This window comes from Providencia sp. PROV267, from assembly GCF_028477825.1.
GTDB lineage: Bacteria > Pseudomonadota > Gammaproteobacteria > Enterobacterales > Enterobacteriaceae > Providencia > Providencia stuartii.
Map to the genome: position 1 here is coordinate 303,734 of NZ_JAMPLX010000011.1, position 15,508 is coordinate 319,241.

Annotated in this window: 15 protein-coding genes; 10 read left to right on the forward strand and 5 right to left on the reverse strand. The window is 38.9% G+C overall.

Features of this window, described 5'->3' with window-relative positions:
- Positions 1-76 precede the first annotated feature (76 nt).
- From pspB to PR709_RS10110, 7 genes are all read left to right on the forward strand, one after another.
- Positions 77-307 carry an envelope stress response membrane protein PspB gene (pspB, locus tag PR709_RS10080; protein WP_004919244.1) on the forward strand — a complete coding sequence of 77 codons (231 nt, stop codon included), beginning with the start codon at positions 77-79 and terminating at the stop codon, positions 305-307.
- Complete coding sequence (pspC, locus tag PR709_RS10085; protein WP_014658236.1) at positions 307-660, forward strand: envelope stress response membrane protein PspC; 354 nt, start codon at positions 307-309, stop codon at positions 658-660. Before pspB ends, pspC begins: the two co-directional genes overlap by 1 nt.
- An 89-nt stretch (positions 661-749) precedes the next feature.
- Entirely contained in the window at positions 750-932 is a 183-nt protein-coding gene (locus PR709_RS10090) for a hypothetical protein (protein WP_004919249.1), read from the forward strand.
- Positions 933-1,052: 120 nt separating this feature from the next.
- The gene (locus PR709_RS10095) at positions 1,053-2,450 is read left to right on the forward strand and encodes a YcjX family protein (protein ID WP_004919250.1); all 1,398 of its coding nucleotides are present in this window, start codon (positions 1,053-1,055) and stop codon (positions 2,448-2,450) included.
- Positions 2,447-3,502, forward strand: a complete 1,056-nt coding sequence (locus tag PR709_RS10100) for a YcjF family protein (protein WP_004919253.1) — start codon at positions 2,447-2,449, stop codon at positions 3,500-3,502. The genes PR709_RS10095 and PR709_RS10100 overlap by 4 nt, the downstream gene beginning before the upstream one ends.
- A 236-nt stretch (positions 3,503-3,738) precedes the next feature.
- Positions 3,739-5,298 (forward strand): transcriptional regulator TyrR, encoded by a 1,560-nt coding sequence (tyrR, locus tag PR709_RS10105; RefSeq protein ID WP_004919254.1) that lies wholly within the window; start codon positions 3,739-3,741, stop codon positions 5,296-5,298.
- A gap of 178 nt (positions 5,299-5,476) precedes the next feature.
- On the forward strand, positions 5,477-5,851 hold the full coding sequence (locus tag PR709_RS10110; protein ID WP_014658238.1) for a hypothetical protein: 375 nt from the start codon (positions 5,477-5,479) through the stop codon (positions 5,849-5,851).
- 46 nt (positions 5,852-5,897) lie between these two features.
- On the opposite strand, the gene tpx is transcribed toward PR709_RS10110, so the two are convergent.
- On the reverse strand, positions 5,898-6,401 hold the full coding sequence (gene tpx / locus PR709_RS10115; RefSeq protein ID WP_014658239.1) for a thiol peroxidase: 504 nt from the start codon (positions 6,399-6,401) through the stop codon (positions 5,898-5,900).
- Between the two features lie 445 nt (positions 6,402-6,846).
- On the opposite strand from tpx, the gene PR709_RS10120 reads away from it, so the two are divergent.
- Together PR709_RS10120 and zntB are read left to right on the forward strand one after the other, a co-directional pair.
- On the forward strand, positions 6,847-8,469 hold the full coding sequence (locus PR709_RS10120) for a peptide ABC transporter substrate-binding protein (RefSeq protein ID WP_004919261.1): 1,623 nt from the start codon (positions 6,847-6,849) through the stop codon (positions 8,467-8,469).
- 710 nt (positions 8,470-9,179) lie between these two features.
- A complete protein-coding gene (gene zntB / locus PR709_RS10125; protein WP_004919264.1) occupies positions 9,180-10,163 on the forward strand; it encodes a zinc transporter ZntB in 984 nt (327 codons plus the stop codon).
- 343 nt (positions 10,164-10,506) lie between these two features.
- Here zntB and ttcA read toward each other — a convergent pair whose 3' ends face one another.
- The 3 genes from ttcA to PR709_RS10140 form a co-directional block, all read right to left on the reverse strand.
- Positions 10,507-11,421: a tRNA 2-thiocytidine(32) synthetase TtcA gene (gene ttcA, locus PR709_RS10130; protein WP_004919267.1), complete on the reverse strand. Its 915-nt coding sequence runs from the start codon at positions 11,419-11,421 to the stop codon at positions 10,507-10,509.
- A gap of 1,439 nt (positions 11,422-12,860) precedes the next feature.
- Complete coding sequence (locus PR709_RS10135; protein WP_004919272.1) at positions 12,861-13,109, reverse strand: helix-turn-helix domain-containing protein; 249 nt, start codon at positions 13,107-13,109, stop codon at positions 12,861-12,863.
- 443 nt (positions 13,110-13,552) lie between these two features.
- On the reverse strand, positions 13,553-14,248 hold the full coding sequence (locus PR709_RS10140) for an aspartate/glutamate racemase family protein (RefSeq protein ID WP_004919275.1): 696 nt from the start codon (positions 14,246-14,248) through the stop codon (positions 13,553-13,555).
- Positions 14,249-14,486: 238 nt separating this feature from the next.
- Here PR709_RS10140 and PR709_RS10145 point away from each other — a divergent pair, with 238 nt between their 5' ends.
- Positions 14,487-14,819, forward strand: coding sequence for an MliC family protein (locus tag PR709_RS10145; protein WP_004919278.1), 333 nt, complete (start codon positions 14,487-14,489; stop codon positions 14,817-14,819).
- Between the two features lie 60 nt (positions 14,820-14,879).
- On the opposite strand, the gene PR709_RS10150 is transcribed toward PR709_RS10145, so the two are convergent.
- A complete protein-coding gene (locus tag PR709_RS10150) occupies positions 14,880-15,506 on the reverse strand; it encodes a glutathione S-transferase family protein (RefSeq protein ID WP_036943877.1) in 627 nt (208 codons plus the stop codon).
- Positions 15,507-15,508: the final 2 nt, after the last annotated feature.

Below are 15,508 nucleotides of genomic sequence, written 5' to 3' on the forward strand. Positions count from 1 at the left end.
TGTAATCCCTAAACCTTAGCGTAGCGAATGGCTGCGCTAGGGAAGCGGATACCACCATTTGATATAAGGAAATGTGATGGGCTATGTTTTTCTGTCTCTCGTACTGATTGTTTTTCTCATTTTTATTCTGCCGTTTTGGTTGTGGTTACACTACAACAAACAGAATAACAGGCAGGGGAGCCAGCTAACAGAAAATGAAATCCAACGTTTAACTCAGCTTGCAGAGCAGACACAACGTATGCAACAGCGCATTAAAACGTTGGAAGATATTCTGGATGCGGAACATCCTAATTGGAGGCAAAAATAATGACCGATTTTCGCAATCGCCAATTATATCGATTAACTGACCGTCGTGTTTTTGGCGGAGTGTGTGCCGGTATCGCACAATTTTTTGATTTACCGGTTGCCTTAGTCAGGGTGATTGCCATATTGGCACTCTTTATGAGCTTCGGGTTAACACTGGTCTTATATATCGTCATGTGTTTTGTGCTACCTAAAGCTCCAAGTGGTTATCAAGGTCAAGATGTTAGTGTTGAAGTTTCAAAACTATTTAATGAAATTGATGCACAGTTAAAATCAGGTGAACTACGCTTACGCCAAATAGAGCGCTATGTCACCTCAGATACCTATACCGTTAATAGTAAGTTTCGTCATTTATAATTAATGTGCGCCCTCACATTTCGGGGAATAAGACTTTTGTTTTATTCCCTAAAATGTCTATCCAACGCTTAAATTCATGCGGTGGCACTATGCAAACGAATATTAAACGTAAACTCAAACAACAAGCCAAAAAACAAGCACTCAGTAAAGGGTTGAAGATAGTTGCAACACTTGCCATAACTTATGGACCAGGAGGTATTCTTGGTAAAATACTCAAAATAGTAGGCAGTAAGTGGGTCATCGGTTATTTAACAAAACGGATAGTAAAATAATCGTATAAAATACAGTGGTTATTGATTGAACCGTATAAAAACAAATTGCACTCAACAAATTAGTGATGCTGAATTTATGCTAAATTAGGCATCAATAATATTTGAGCGAGTGGGAGAAATATGAAACGGCTGCAAAATGAATTGACGGATTTGGTGAATCGTAGTGTCGATCGCCATGTTAGGCTCGCCGTAACTGGGCTGAGTCGTAGTGGAAAGACAGCATTTATTACTTCTCTTGTAAATCAGCTATTAAATGTAAATAGTGGTGCGCGTTTACCGCTATTTTCAGCCGCACGAGATAACCGTTTACTGGGTGTAAAACGGATACCGCAACGCGATTTTTCGATCCAGCGCTTTACGTATGATGAAGGGATCGCACAATTATATGGTCATCCCCCTCAATGGCCAACGCCGACACGCGGTGTCAGTGAAATACGCTTGAAATTACATTATCGCTCAGAAGACTCATTTTTTCGTCATTTTGTTGATAACTCTTCTTTATATCTGGAAATTATCGATTATCCAGGGGAATGGTTACTCGACCTTCCTATGCTTGATCAAAGCTACTTAGAATGGTCTTCTCAAATGAAGACCTTACAAAAAGGGGAGCGAGGTAAGCTTGCGCAAGCATGGTTAACATTATGTGAGTCATGTGACCCACTCGCACCCGCCGATGAAAATTTACTCGCGGCAATTTCCACGGCCTACACCACGTATTTAGAAGAGTGTAAAGCGCAAGGCCAACATTTTATTCAACCCGGACGTTTTGTACTTCCAGGGGAGCTTGCTGGAGCGCCAGCATTACAGTTTTTTCCATGGCCGAATATCGAAAAATATGGTGAGAAAAAACTGGCGCAAGCCGATAAGCATACCAACATTGGTATGCTACAGCGTCGCTATCAATATTACTGTGAGAATGTTGTAAAAGGCTTTTATAAAGACCATTTTCAACGGTTTGATCGGCAAATTGTTCTGGTGGACTGTTTACAACCTTTAAACAGTGGTCCGGACGCATTTAACGATATGCGCATGGCTCTGACACAGCTAATGCGTAGCTTCCATTATGGTAAACGAACGCTACTAAGACGTATGTTTTCCCCCTGCATAGATAAGCTGCTATTTGCTGCAAGTAAGTCTGACCATGTCACGCCAGATCAACATGCTAACCTAGTGTCGTTATTACAGCAGTTGGTCCAAGAGGCTTGGCAAAACGCAGCATTCGAAGGAATTAGCATGGATTGTATTGGTCTTGCGTCTATCCAAGCCACAGAGAGTGGTATTGTTGATTATCAAGGTGAAAAGCTGCCAGCATTAAAAGGGGAACGTTTGAGCGATGGTCAATTGATGACATTCTATCCAGGGGAGGTTCCAAAAAGGCTTCCGAGTGAAGTCTTTTGGCAAAAGCAGCGGTTTGAGTTTGAAAACTTCCGTCCTCGGCAAACACCGTTAGATCAGCCGTTACCTCATATTCGGATGGACAGTGCACTGGAGTTCTTGTTGGGAGATAAATTGAAATGAATGAACCAATCAAACAACGAGTTGATTTTTCCGAAGAAGATATAGCAGCAGAGGCTGAAAAACTCAGAAAAGCACGCCACTTTGATCCGCAAGAGCAACATAAATTTACGCCCGTAGAAATTGAGGCCGAGCAAGATGAGCAAGAAGGTGAGGTTGAAAGTTTAATTAACGAAGCGCTTAAGCCTAAAAGGAGTTTCTGGCGTAGGCTAGTCGGAACGGCAGTTGGGATTTTTGCTGTGAGTGTGATGGCTCAGTTAGGTATCTGGATCCACACGTCATGGGTCACGCAAGATTGGACTGCATTGGGTACAGCAGCCGCAGGAGGACTAATTGTCGTTGCAGGTGTCGGATCAATTGCCACAGAATGGCGGCGTCTATATCGCTTAAAAGAGCGGGCTCAAGAGCGTGATATTGCAAGGGAATTGCTACACAGCCATGGCATGGGGCAAGGGAAAGTTTTTTGTGAAAAACTGGCAAAACAGTCGGCACTTTCGGAGCAGCATCCCGCAGTGCAACGTTGGCAGGCTACGATACAGGAAACACACAATGACCGTGAAGTGGTTGAGTTGTATAGCAAATTAGTTCAGCCGATTCTTGATGAACAAGCACGTAAAGAGATCAGCCGCTCGTCGGCCGAGTCTGCTCTGATGATTGCGGTCAGCCCACTTGCCATTGTTGATATGGCATTTATTGCATGGAGAAATATTCGCTTAATTAATAGAATTGCTGCAATTTACGGCATTGAATTAGGGTATTACAGCCGCATTCGACTCTTTCGAATGGTATTAATTAACATTGCTTTTGCCGGAGCGTCAGAGCTGATCCGTGAAGTGGGTATGGACTGGTTATCGCAAGATATTACGGCTCGTTTATCTACTCGTGCCGCACAAGGCATTGGTGCAGGGCTATTAACCGCCAGATTAGGGATTAAAGCGATGGAGTTGTGTCGCCCATTGCCGTGGATTGATGATAAACCGCGTTTAGCTGATTTCCGAGGGCAACTGCTGAGCCAAATAAAAAATGCGGTTCCGAGCAAAAAAGACGCTAAATAAAAGTCTCATCGCTGGCAGGTGTGATTGACAGTAAAGTACACTTGCCAGCCTAAAAACAGAAAGTGGTTATCTCTACAACCATCCCTGATTATTACTTATTGTCGTAATAGCAATTTTGCCATTTTCCCACGTTGTAAATTATTAGTGTCAACAATATGTGACACATGTGCTGTATTCTTACCGTAAATCAAGCTAAAATATTAGATCTATATTGTTTCTGCTAAAGGTTTTTATCCATGCGCCTCGAAGTGACTTGCCAAGACCGTATCGGTCTAACTCGTGAATTGCTTGATTTATTGGTCCTACAGAATATTGATCTTAAAGGCATTGAAATATCGGCGCAGAGACGGATATACCTCAATTTTACGCCTGTTGATTTTCAGGTGTTTAGCACGTTAATGGCAGAAATTCGTCGTATTAATGGCGTAATTGATGTACGTCGTATCTTTTTCATGCCGTCTGAGCGGGAGCATAAGGCGGTGTGGGCGCTATTAAACTCATTCCCTGAACCAGTTTTATCCATCGATAATAAACTAAACATTGAATTGGTTAACCCAATGTCATTACAAATTTTTGGCGTGGATGAAACCAAGATAAAACAAAAGACTTTCTCGCAACTGGTTAGTAACCATGGTTTACAACGTTGGTTTGAGCGAGAAGAGCCTGAAGCTTATACGGAAAGAGTAACCGTAAAAGGAAATGACTATTTAATGCAAGTCACGCCAATCATCTTAGCGGATGAAAATGGCAAGTCACACTGTACTGGTGCTGTTTTATTACTAAAATCAATAGCGATATTAGAAAAACAGCGCAAGCAAATTGTGGGTGCAGATGTGGATGGTTTTGACCTTATCGTTGCCAGTAGCCCCGCCATGTCACATGTTGTCGAACGTGCTAAACGTATCGCAATGTTAGATGAGCCTTTATTGTTAGTTGGGGAAACGGGAACAGGTAAAGATATGCTAGCCAAAGCGTGTCATTTGCATAGTGCACGCGGTAGTGCGCCATTTTTAGGGCTGAATTGTGCTTCAATGCCTGATGATGTGGTCGAAAGTGAATTGTTTGGTTATGCAGCAGGGGCATATCCGAATGCCTTAGATGGGAAAAAAGGGTTCTTTGAACAGGCAAACGGTGGCACGGTATTATTGGATGAAATTGCGGAAATGTCACCGCAAATGCAGATAAAACTATTGCGTTTTCTGAATGATGGAACATTTAGGCGCGTCGGTGAAGAGCGAGAAGTGAAAGTGGATGTGCGGGTCATTTGTGCCACACAAAAGAACCTGCCAGAGCTCGTTGCACAGAAAAAATTTAGGGAAGATTTATATTATCGCTTAAATGTTTTGAGCTTAACTATTCCTCCTTTACGTGAAAGACAAGAAGATATCTTGCCGCTAACCGAAGTTTTTGTCGCGAATTTTTCTAAAGAGTTAAATATCCCTAAACCTCGATTAGCACCTTCCTTAGTTGATTATCTAAGCCGCTATTATTGGCCTGGTAATGTAAGGCAGTTACGAAATGCCATTTATCAAGGCTTAACTCAATTAGAAGGGGATGTCCTCAATTCACATGATATTGATTTGCCAGAAATAGACAATTTACCAACGGTGGCTGTTGACTCTTTAAATGGTTCGTTAGATGAAATAACAAAACGTTATGAGGCATCGGTACTCGCACGTTTATATCGTGATTATCCAAGTACACGGAAGTTGGCAAAACGCCTTGACGTTTCCCATACCGCGATTGCGAATAAGTTACGCGAATATGGATTGAGCCAGAAAAAAGAGCAAGAATAACTTTTTTTGATGAGAAATGTGATCGTTGGCGATGATTTCATCACTGCGGGTATCTTTTAGCACAAAAAGCAAACTATACTGAGAATAACTGGATATTCATTTGAAAAACGTTAAAGCTGTATTTTGATTGATGATAACCGATATCGCAAGGCCGCCCGTGTGCCTGCAAGGAGTTGCTATGGATCAATTCGCTCTTAACTTTATTGTGAATACAAAACTACGTGAGTATCTCAATCAACGTCATTATAAAAATGATATGTTTGAGTCAGCGGCCTCGGCTGCTGAGTTATATTTGATGAATAGAGCGGCAGCCCGCTATTTAGAAAAACGCCATCGTTTCACATGGGAAGCCCTTGTTAAAAATGGCAATAAACCCCGTGATCTTATTATTGATATCCTCACATCCTCATGCCCCGCAAATAAAGAGCAGGCAATGAAAATCCTCAGTTGTTGTTCTCACTCGTTAGTCAATATGATGAGCGAAAATAAACTGTTTGCGAGTTTAGTGAATGCTAAACAGGGCAAGCCACTGAATTGGCTCTATGTGGAATAGTTGATGGGAATAAGCAGCCAGTTTTTAGGCTGGCTGCTATTGAGGATTACTTCAATGCAGCAAGTGCTTTGTCATAATCAGGTTCTTCAGTGATCTCTGGAACTAACTGGCTATAAATCACTTTATCATTCTCGTCTAATACGACAACAGAACGTGCTGTTAACCCTTTTAGTGGGCCACTCGTCATCGCAACGCCATAGTTTTTGGCAAACTCAGGGTGACGGAAAGTAGAAAGAGTGACAACGTTGTCTAAACCTTCTGCGCCACAAAAACGTGCTTGTGCAAAAGGCAAGTCAGCAGAAATACACAGAACAACAGTATTGTTGAGGTCATTGGCGAGTTGGTTAAATTTGCGTACAGATGCAGCGCAAACACCAGTATCAACACTTGGGAAAATGTTCAGAACTTTACGTTTACCTTTGTAACTTTCCAATGTTGCTTCAGAAAGGTCTTTAGTCACTAAGGTAAATGCTTTTGCTTGATGGCCAGGCTGTAAAAATACACCATCAACGGTGACTTCATTACCTTTTAACTTGACGGACTGTGACATATTATTTTCTCCCATATATGAGCAAGTTTGTGAAACTACGAATATTATTATTGATGAGCTTGCTAGCGACCAAGCTAGCACTAGATGAATTCAATAGCAACATAACACAACCAATTTGCTTTGATTGCTAATTAAGTGCTTATCTCATTATTTTAAATCAAGTGATTTTCCATGGGGAAAGCACAATACCTAGAAAGGGTTAAAGTGGTGAGAAAAGAGTCTGTCATCGGAAACAGATTAGAGCAGAGTATATAGATTTTTAAACAATGAAAGAATATGATGCCTAAAGGGTTCTTGGTCGTTTTGTGAAGCCATCAACCTCTAGCTAAGATATTTTATTAGTCATAATATGTAGAATATCTTTTATATTTGCTTAGCTGATTTTTCGGTCTCGTAGCACGAAATTGTCAGTTAACCTTATTTGCTAATACGACAGAATCCCAAAATGCATAAACGCTCACTTTCATCTTTAGCTATTATTTTTACAGCGATGTTTACCGCTGCTCCTGCTGTTTCGGCTGTTATTCCTGCTGGTACAGTACTGGCAGAAAAGCAAGAGGTGACCCGTCATCTAAAAGATGAACCGGCATCCTTAGATCCGATAAAGTCTGTTGGGCTGACTGAAGCTCAGGTTATGCGTGATTTATTCGAAGGGTTGGTTAATCAAGATAGCCATGGGAAACCTATCCCCGGCGTTGCGCAAAGTTGGAGCACGACGGATAATAAAACGTGGATGTTTAAGCTACGTCCTGATGCGCGTTGGTCAAATGGTGACCCTGTGACAGCCGACGATTTTGTATATAGCTGGCGTCGGTTAGTTATGCCTGAAAATACCTCACCGTTTGCGTGGTTTGGTGCCCTTGCTGGTATTAATAATGCACAACAAATTATTGATGGGAAATTACCTGCCGACCAACTGGGGGTAGAAGCCATTGACAAACGAACCCTTAAAATTACGCTTGATAAGCCAATTCCTTATTTCCCATCCTTAACGGCTAACTTTAGCTTATTCCCTGTTCATGCTAAGACGGTCGAAAAATATGGGGCGGATTGGATTAAAGTTGGTAATTTAGTGGGTAATGGTGCATTTATATTATCGGATAGAATGGTTAATGAAAAAATTGTGTTAACACCAAATCCATTCTACTGGGATCATGCAAATACTGTGATCACAAAAGTGACTTTTGTTCCTATCAACCAAGAGTCAAATGCAACAAATCGCTATTTAGCGGGGGATTTGGATATTACAGAATCTTTCCCTAAACAACGTTATCAAAAATTACTGGCAGATATTCCTAATGAGGTTTTCACACCTGACCAATTAGGCACTTATTACTATGCATTTAATACACAAAGAGCGCCAACTAACGATGCTCGTGTGCGTAAAGCCTTATCAATGACGATTGATCGTAATTTGATTGCTAAAAAAGTATTAGGTACAGGGGAAAAGCCAGCAAATCGTTTTACGCCAGACGTGACAGCCGGATTCAAACCGCAAAAAGGGATGTATGATAATGCTTCCCAAAAAGAGTTAGATGAAAAGGCAAAAGCGCTATTGCATTCAGCAGGCTATGGGCCTAATAACCCGTTAAGATTGGTTCTTCTGTATAATAGTTCGGAAAATCACCAAAAAATTGCCATTGCTGTGGCTTCAATGTGGAAGAAAAAATTGGGGGCTGAAGTTAAGCTAGTCAACCAAGAATGGAAAACCTATATTGACAGCCGCAATACGGGGAACTTTGACGTCATTAGGGCATCTTGGATAGGTGATTTTAATGAACCCTCTACCTTCTTATCGTTATTAACCGCTCAACACAGTGGCAATATCCCCAAATTTAATAGCAAAAGATATGATGAGGTGATGGCTTCGGCGAGTATTGAGACAAACGAAGAGTTGCGTAACCGTTATTATAATCAAGCGGAAGAAATAATCGCTCAAGAAGCACCGATTGCCCCAATATATCAGTATACGAATGGGCGTTTGATTAAGCCATGGTTAAAAGGGTATCCAATAGAAAACCCTGAAGATGTGGCATACAGCCATAGTTTTTATATTATTGAACACTAACGCCATACGCAGCCTATATATTTTTATATGGGCTGTTTTTTGGGGTGTAAAAAAGAAAAAGCTCCTTCCGCTGGAGAGACAGAAGGAGGACCAAAAAAGGAATAAACACTACAAAGTGAATACTAATGTAGTCCGATGTTAATTTATTGTTCTTTTGTGGCAAAGTAATGTTGGTATTTAGCAAAAATGGCGGTTGCAAAACAAATCGTTCGCTTTTACTGACTATACTTTCATTTTAACGCATTATTCTTACGTATTATCTGATAGCTATCTGTTAATTAAACAAAATTTTATATGTTACGTCGAATAAGCGAAGAGAATATACTCGCTTTGATGTGTCATATTAATATAGGCGTTAGGCTGGATAGTGGGGACTTGCGAATTTTGTTATGACTACCATGATGAATAGATAATAAGCAGGCATGGTGAAAATATGGAGAATAATAAATATTCTAAATGAGATTTAACAGTACCATACTGATATTTCAAGCTTTGGTAGGGCTTATTTGAGATAAGCTAATAAGCAAAAATAGGCGTTATTCAACCTATATTTTATGTTACCTATATATTCAATCTAATCTAAGATATTTCTTATATTATCGATACGATAAAACCGTGAATTGGGCCAACGCTATTTTTCACCTTGATATTTCCGGCATATTCCCTCTATGCTATAACGATAACTGGCTTAAAAGGAAGGAGATAACGGCATGGCGTTGATTTATGGCTCATTATTTCAGAGTTCAAACCCTGTACATGCATTCCAATTAAATGGAGAGGGTGGATTTATTCCCCTTGATGTTAACGCGAGTGCCACTCAACAATCTCCTTTTTGGCTACATTATGATTATAAAAATCGAGAAAGTGAGCAATGGATCCAAAACTCAGAGCTGTTTAGCGAACAAGTTAAAGCCGCGCTTTGTGGCCATGCAGGTCGTTGGCGAATTTTGAGAGTTGGCGATGGCATTTTATTAACATTGCAAACGTTGAACACTAATGCAGGCCAGCGCCCTGAACAGCTAGTCGCTTTCCGTGTTTTTATTAACAGTCGATTGATTATTTCAAGTCGCCATAGAAAAGTAAATTCGCTCGATTCAGTTATTATTGACTTACAAGAAGGGGTTGGTGCGCAAAGTACCGGAGATTGGCTGGTGGAAGTTGCGGATGCGATTACTGATGAAATCAGCGATTTTACCGATACTTTACATGAACGTTTAATTGGGATGGAAGATACCATTTTGAATGGTGAAATCCCTGAGCGCGGTGAACTTGCGTTATTACGCAAACAAATTATTGTGATACGTCGCTATATGGCACCACAGCGGGATATGTTGGCGCGTTTGGCGACAGAAAAGCTATTATGGATTGATGATACCGATAGGCGGCGGTTGCAGGAAATTTCCGATCGTTTAGGGCGTTGTATTGAGGATTTGGATGGTTTTGTTTCGCGTACAGCAATTATGTCTGATGAAATCACCAATATGATGACCGAAATGATGAACCGTCGTATTTATACGATGTCACTACTTGCGATGATTTTTTTACCAACAACTTTTTTAACAGGGTTATTTGGGGTCAATTTAGCAGGTATTCCTGGCAGTGAATTTAGGTTTGCATTCAGCGTATTTTGTCTCTTATTGGCGGTATTAATTGGTACTGTTTTTTGGTGGTTGAGAAAAAGCCGTTGGCTTTAAAAAGAAAGTTATCTGTGTTAACCCACCCTTGTTTGAGATAAATCAATAAAAGGTACGTTGATTTGGGGCACTATTAATTCCGCAGGTGAATGCAACGTTGAGCGATGAACGTTGTGCTCCATAATTGTAGTTTTTCTCATATTGAGTTCTTGTACAGAATAATTGACCACTGTAATGCCGATGTATATTGCATCGGCTTTTTTTTATTCTAAATTTACCTTCAATCCATTCACATTGTAGAGAATGCAAAACGGATATTTGTTGGGGTAGCGACATTCAGGTGCGCAGCATGATACAAATAAGCATCTTGCCACCTTCATACAAAGTGATGGTGGCAATGGCGTTATTTCACCTCAATAACATTCAGGCGTTCCGCAGTAAATTCAGGTCTATCGTCATCATCAATTTGGTGTTGTGTGGGGATTTCTTCTCGATCAAATGCTAAATCGCCACCATTGATGACGGTATCGCCATGAGCGACATTTTTAAAATCAAACAACTCAGTATCACATAAGTGAGAGGGAACGACATTTTGAGTGGCTCTGAACATCGTTTCAATACGACCTGGGTAGCGTTTATCCCAATCACGTAGCAGATCTTTAATTACTTGACGCTGTAAATTAGGTTGTGAACCACAAAGATTACACGGAATAATTGGAAATTCTTTTGCTTGGGCGTAACGCTCAATATCTTTTTCTCGGCAATAAGCTAAAGGGCGGATCACAATATGTTTACCGTCATCGCTCATTAATTTAGGTGGCATACCTTTTAGTTTTCCACCGTAAAACATATTTAGAAAAAGAGTTTGTAAGATATCGTCGCGATGGTGGCCTAGTGCGATTTTAGTTGCGCCTAATTCTGTTGCGGTACGATATAAAATGCCTCTACGTAAACGGGAGCATAGTGAGCATGTTGTTTTCCCTTCTGGGATTTTCTCTTTTACAATCCCATAGGTATTCTCTTCAACAATCTTGTACTCGATTCCGAGGTTTTCAAGGTATTCGGGGAGAATATGCTCGGGGAAACCGGGTTGTTTTTGATCTAAGTTAACAGCAACCAACGAGAAAGAGATCGGTGCACTTTTTTGCAGGCTTTGCAAAATAGAAAGTAGGGTATAACTGTCTTTACCACCAGATAGGCAGACCATAATCCGATCGCCATCTTCAATCATGTTGAAGTCGGCAATGGCTTGCCCTACATCGCGGCGCAATTTTTTTTGTAGCTTGTTAAAGTTATATTGTTCTTTCTGTGCGTTCATTTTCTACTGTTCTGTATCGTTGCTGATTATTGTTTAATTCAATGATTTTTAAGTTTTTTGTTTTTAATTGTCCTCATTGCCTATCATCTTGCTGTATCTTTTGTATAAGAAATAAGGCGCTTTATGGATGCGGGCAATAAACTCACTAACAAAAAACTTAAGGCAATCCTCGGTAAGGAAATTGCTAAGCCAGCCATAATAGCAGATGGACGAGGTCTTTCGATACAGGTAAGTCAAAATTGATCCATTTTAATAAATGAGGAGCTTTAGTAATGGAAGATAACTCAATTATTGTGGTGTTCATAACATAATGAAAAATCAGATATTATAGTCAAAAGCTCAAACTCAAATCTGTTAAATCCTAGAATCTTTAGGTATCGTAGCAACGCGCATTACAACCTCTAAAAAGCGTGGTTTTCATAGTGATAGAGGTACTTATATATCAATAAATTATATCGGTTGGCATGCGATAATGGCGGCATTAGTGACGGAGATTAGTTAGCCAAGGTATGTATGAATCTAGCCATAAAACAAATTGCATTAACACAACAGATAAAGCGATAACCCGCCATATCGATGGTTTTATCCATGTCATGCAAGATAGAAATAGAATCACAATAATGGATAAAAAAATCCTGACAAATAAAACGACTAACATAAGTGAATAGGCATGATTTACATCTAGCACTCGATATTTAAACACAAGTATCGAGGCAAACGTCATACTAGGAAGGATCAACATCCAAATCAGGAAAAATACAATGGCTAATGAATACCGACTTGTGCAGTATTTATGTAATTTACTCACCCAATACCCCAGATAAAAAATCAACTTAAGTTATATATTAAATAAATAAAGATTAAATGTCATCAAAAGTGTATTCAATGGTGATTAGTGAATAAAAAGTAGATTTTTCATTGGCTGATGCTGTTATGGCGCTTATCAGTCAAGCATAGGGTTTTTGACATCGTGTGTCGGTAAGAAATCAAAAATATTGGCTGCCACCATAAAGTGGTTTAGCTTTGATGTTGCGATTGGATTAGAATAAATTTTAGGGCAGTGAAAAATTATTAACGCATTAAAAAACAGCTAGAAATTCACAGTATATCTCGTTGATATTTTGATAATGCATTGCTTTATCAATTAGATATTAAAAAATACGATGGCATAGTTGCTAATAAAAGTAGCAATAACACATTAATATTGAGCGATTATTACTGTTTTTTTTGTAAAGCGCATGCTTGTTAACTTATTTAACTCATATTGTTAAATTTTATTATTCATCTAAAACTATTAATTATTAAATTTACTAGCTAGTCTTTATCATAAAATGATCATTAGAATAATACTAAGAATAACAAAAAATTAAATAACATTGGAAACAGTAGGGCGTTTAGCCCTGCTGTATATTCAGGGGGGAAGGAAGGACAGTCAATATCTATATCCAAGTTGGTTTTCCTGGTTTTTCAAAAACTTCAAGCAAATGTTTAATATCCACATCCAGTATACTAGAAACAATCATTAGGTGTTCCACATAAATAGAGACGCTTCCTTCTTCATATTGAATATAGTTTCGTTCTGATATTTTTAATGCAGCAGCCATGGCTTCTGTAGAGATACCTCGGGATGTACGTAGTTTTCTAATATAGTTGCCTAAAGCGATTCCTCTAAAGTTTGGTTGCTTCATGAGTCAATTATCCATAGCGTAAAATGTAAGGCTATTATCAGAAATAATATGATTAATTCAATAGTATTATTCTGCTAAAAAAGTGTATTTCATAAAGTCAAAATAATCATATGGAAATTTTATATTTATCTAATAGTGAATTTGGCGATAAATGAATCTAAAAAATGTCAGATTTGTACAGTTATAGATATTAAAACTAATATCACTGGATAAATAATTTTTCTTAACATAAGAAAAGTTAAGTAAATCCACTTAGTGCATGGTAAGAAATGACGAAAAATGAGGTAAATACAATTAAAAGTAAAAACGATAAATCTATCCCACTTTATCTGTTTCAAAAATAGAAGGTCTATTATCAATAAAGTATTTAACCTCATAAGATCACCTTACTCTATTTTGAGCTAATAATAGTAAGGTGCTATTTTCAAGGAAATAAATATTTATTATTCGCTTAAAGCAAAATCAACAGCTTTTTGAGCATGTAAAGCCGTTGTATCAAAAATAGGTACCGATGTATCATTTTGATCTACCAATAGCGTGATCTCTGTGCAACCCAAAATGATCCCTTCCGCGCCATTTTCAACCAGTGATGCCATAATTCGTTGATATTGCTTTTTAGATCCGGTAGTGATTTTTCCTAGGCACAGCTCTTGATAAATGATGTCATGAACAATTTTTCTATCTTGGTCGTTAGGTGTGAGCACAGATAAATTGTATTTTTCATGAAGACGATCTTTATAAAAAGGTTGCTCCATCGTAAAAGCCGTACCTAATAAACCGATTTTTCTAATGCCTGAATTGATAATGCGTTCGCCAGTCGCATCAGCAATATGCAGTAAAGGAATATTAATGTTATTCTCAATTTGCTCGGCAACTTTGTGCATTGTATTAGTACAAAGTACAACAAAGTCAGCACTTGCTTGCTCTACGTTTTTTCCTGCCTGCGCAAGGTATTGACCCGCAAGCTCCCATTGCCCTGCCGATTGCATATGTTCTATTTCAGCGAAATCGACACTATATAAAGCGATTTTTGCTGAATGAAGACCGCCAAGCTGTTGCTTGATGCCTTCATTAATCTGCCGGTAGTAAAGCAAAGTTGATTCCCAACTCATTCCCCCGATTAAACCAATTGTTTTCATATCCGTTTCTCCATTATATTTTTTATAGCTAAGAATACTTCTATAACAACTATTTTTTTAGGGCAATAGATTATTTAAGCTATTAAAATAACAAGTAGAAACTCTTAGATAAATTAAAAAAATAAAATGAAATGACAAAAAAAGAATAATTACGGATGAATCTTATGTATCAAAAAATGAGATTTGTCATGATATCGCCGAGAGGTAAGAACCTCTCAAAGCGATTTAAGGAGAAAAAATGCGTAAAGTTATTTCAGTTTCGGCTATAGCACTTGTTTCTGCATTAACAGCGTCATCTGCTTTTGCGGCAAAAACGGACACTTATAAGTGTGAAGATCAAAAAATTAGGGTTTCATTCCCTGATGAAAATACCGCTGTGATGCTTTATAGCGATGAACTTATCGTGTTAAAAAGCGCTCCAGCAGCAAATGGCGCTCGTTATGTTGGCGAAAACATGCAGTTGTGGTCTCATGGGAAGAATGAGTTTAATTTAGCCACAATTTCTGAAGATGATGTTGTTAACAATCGCATTACTGATGATAAAGGCCGTACTTGTAAATTAGTCAAATAATTAATGGAGTGTGCTAATTTATTTAGCACACTCTACTTTACTAATTATCGGTTATTGAAATTAAGGGATATTGGGGTCTAAATATAATTTAGCGGCAGGACGCGTTAATACTTGCTGATAATATTGTGAAATAGCAGGGGTGTTTGGCCTAATAATCGGTGTAAGCAACCAGCGATGTATAGAGAGTGCTAGAGTAATATCAGCTACCGTAAATTGTTTTCCATTAATAAAATTACCATTTTTTTCAAGCTCTGCTTCAAGCAGCAGCATTTTACTGTTCCACTCATCAGTACTTTTAGCTATCAATTCAGGGTACTGAATAAAACTATCACTTTTCCGAACAAGTGCCATAAAAGCAGCACGCCATGCGCTGTTTAGTTCAGTTGCTTGCCAATCCATCCATTTTTCAACGTCTGCTTTTTCTTCTGGGCTTTCAGGTAGTAGATCAAAGCGTTGTGCTTTGGTGGCAATATAGCGGCAAATTGTATTACTTTCCCACAAAATACCATTTTCGTGGATTAATACGGGGACGAGCCCATTAGGATTAAGCTTAAGATAATCAGCAGATTTTAGGCTTAACTCATCTCCCCATTGTGGCTCATGAATGAAGGGAAGTTGAGCTTCTTGTGCAGCCCACAGGACTTTGCGAACATTGATTGATGTGGTACGACCTAGGATCTTTAGCATAA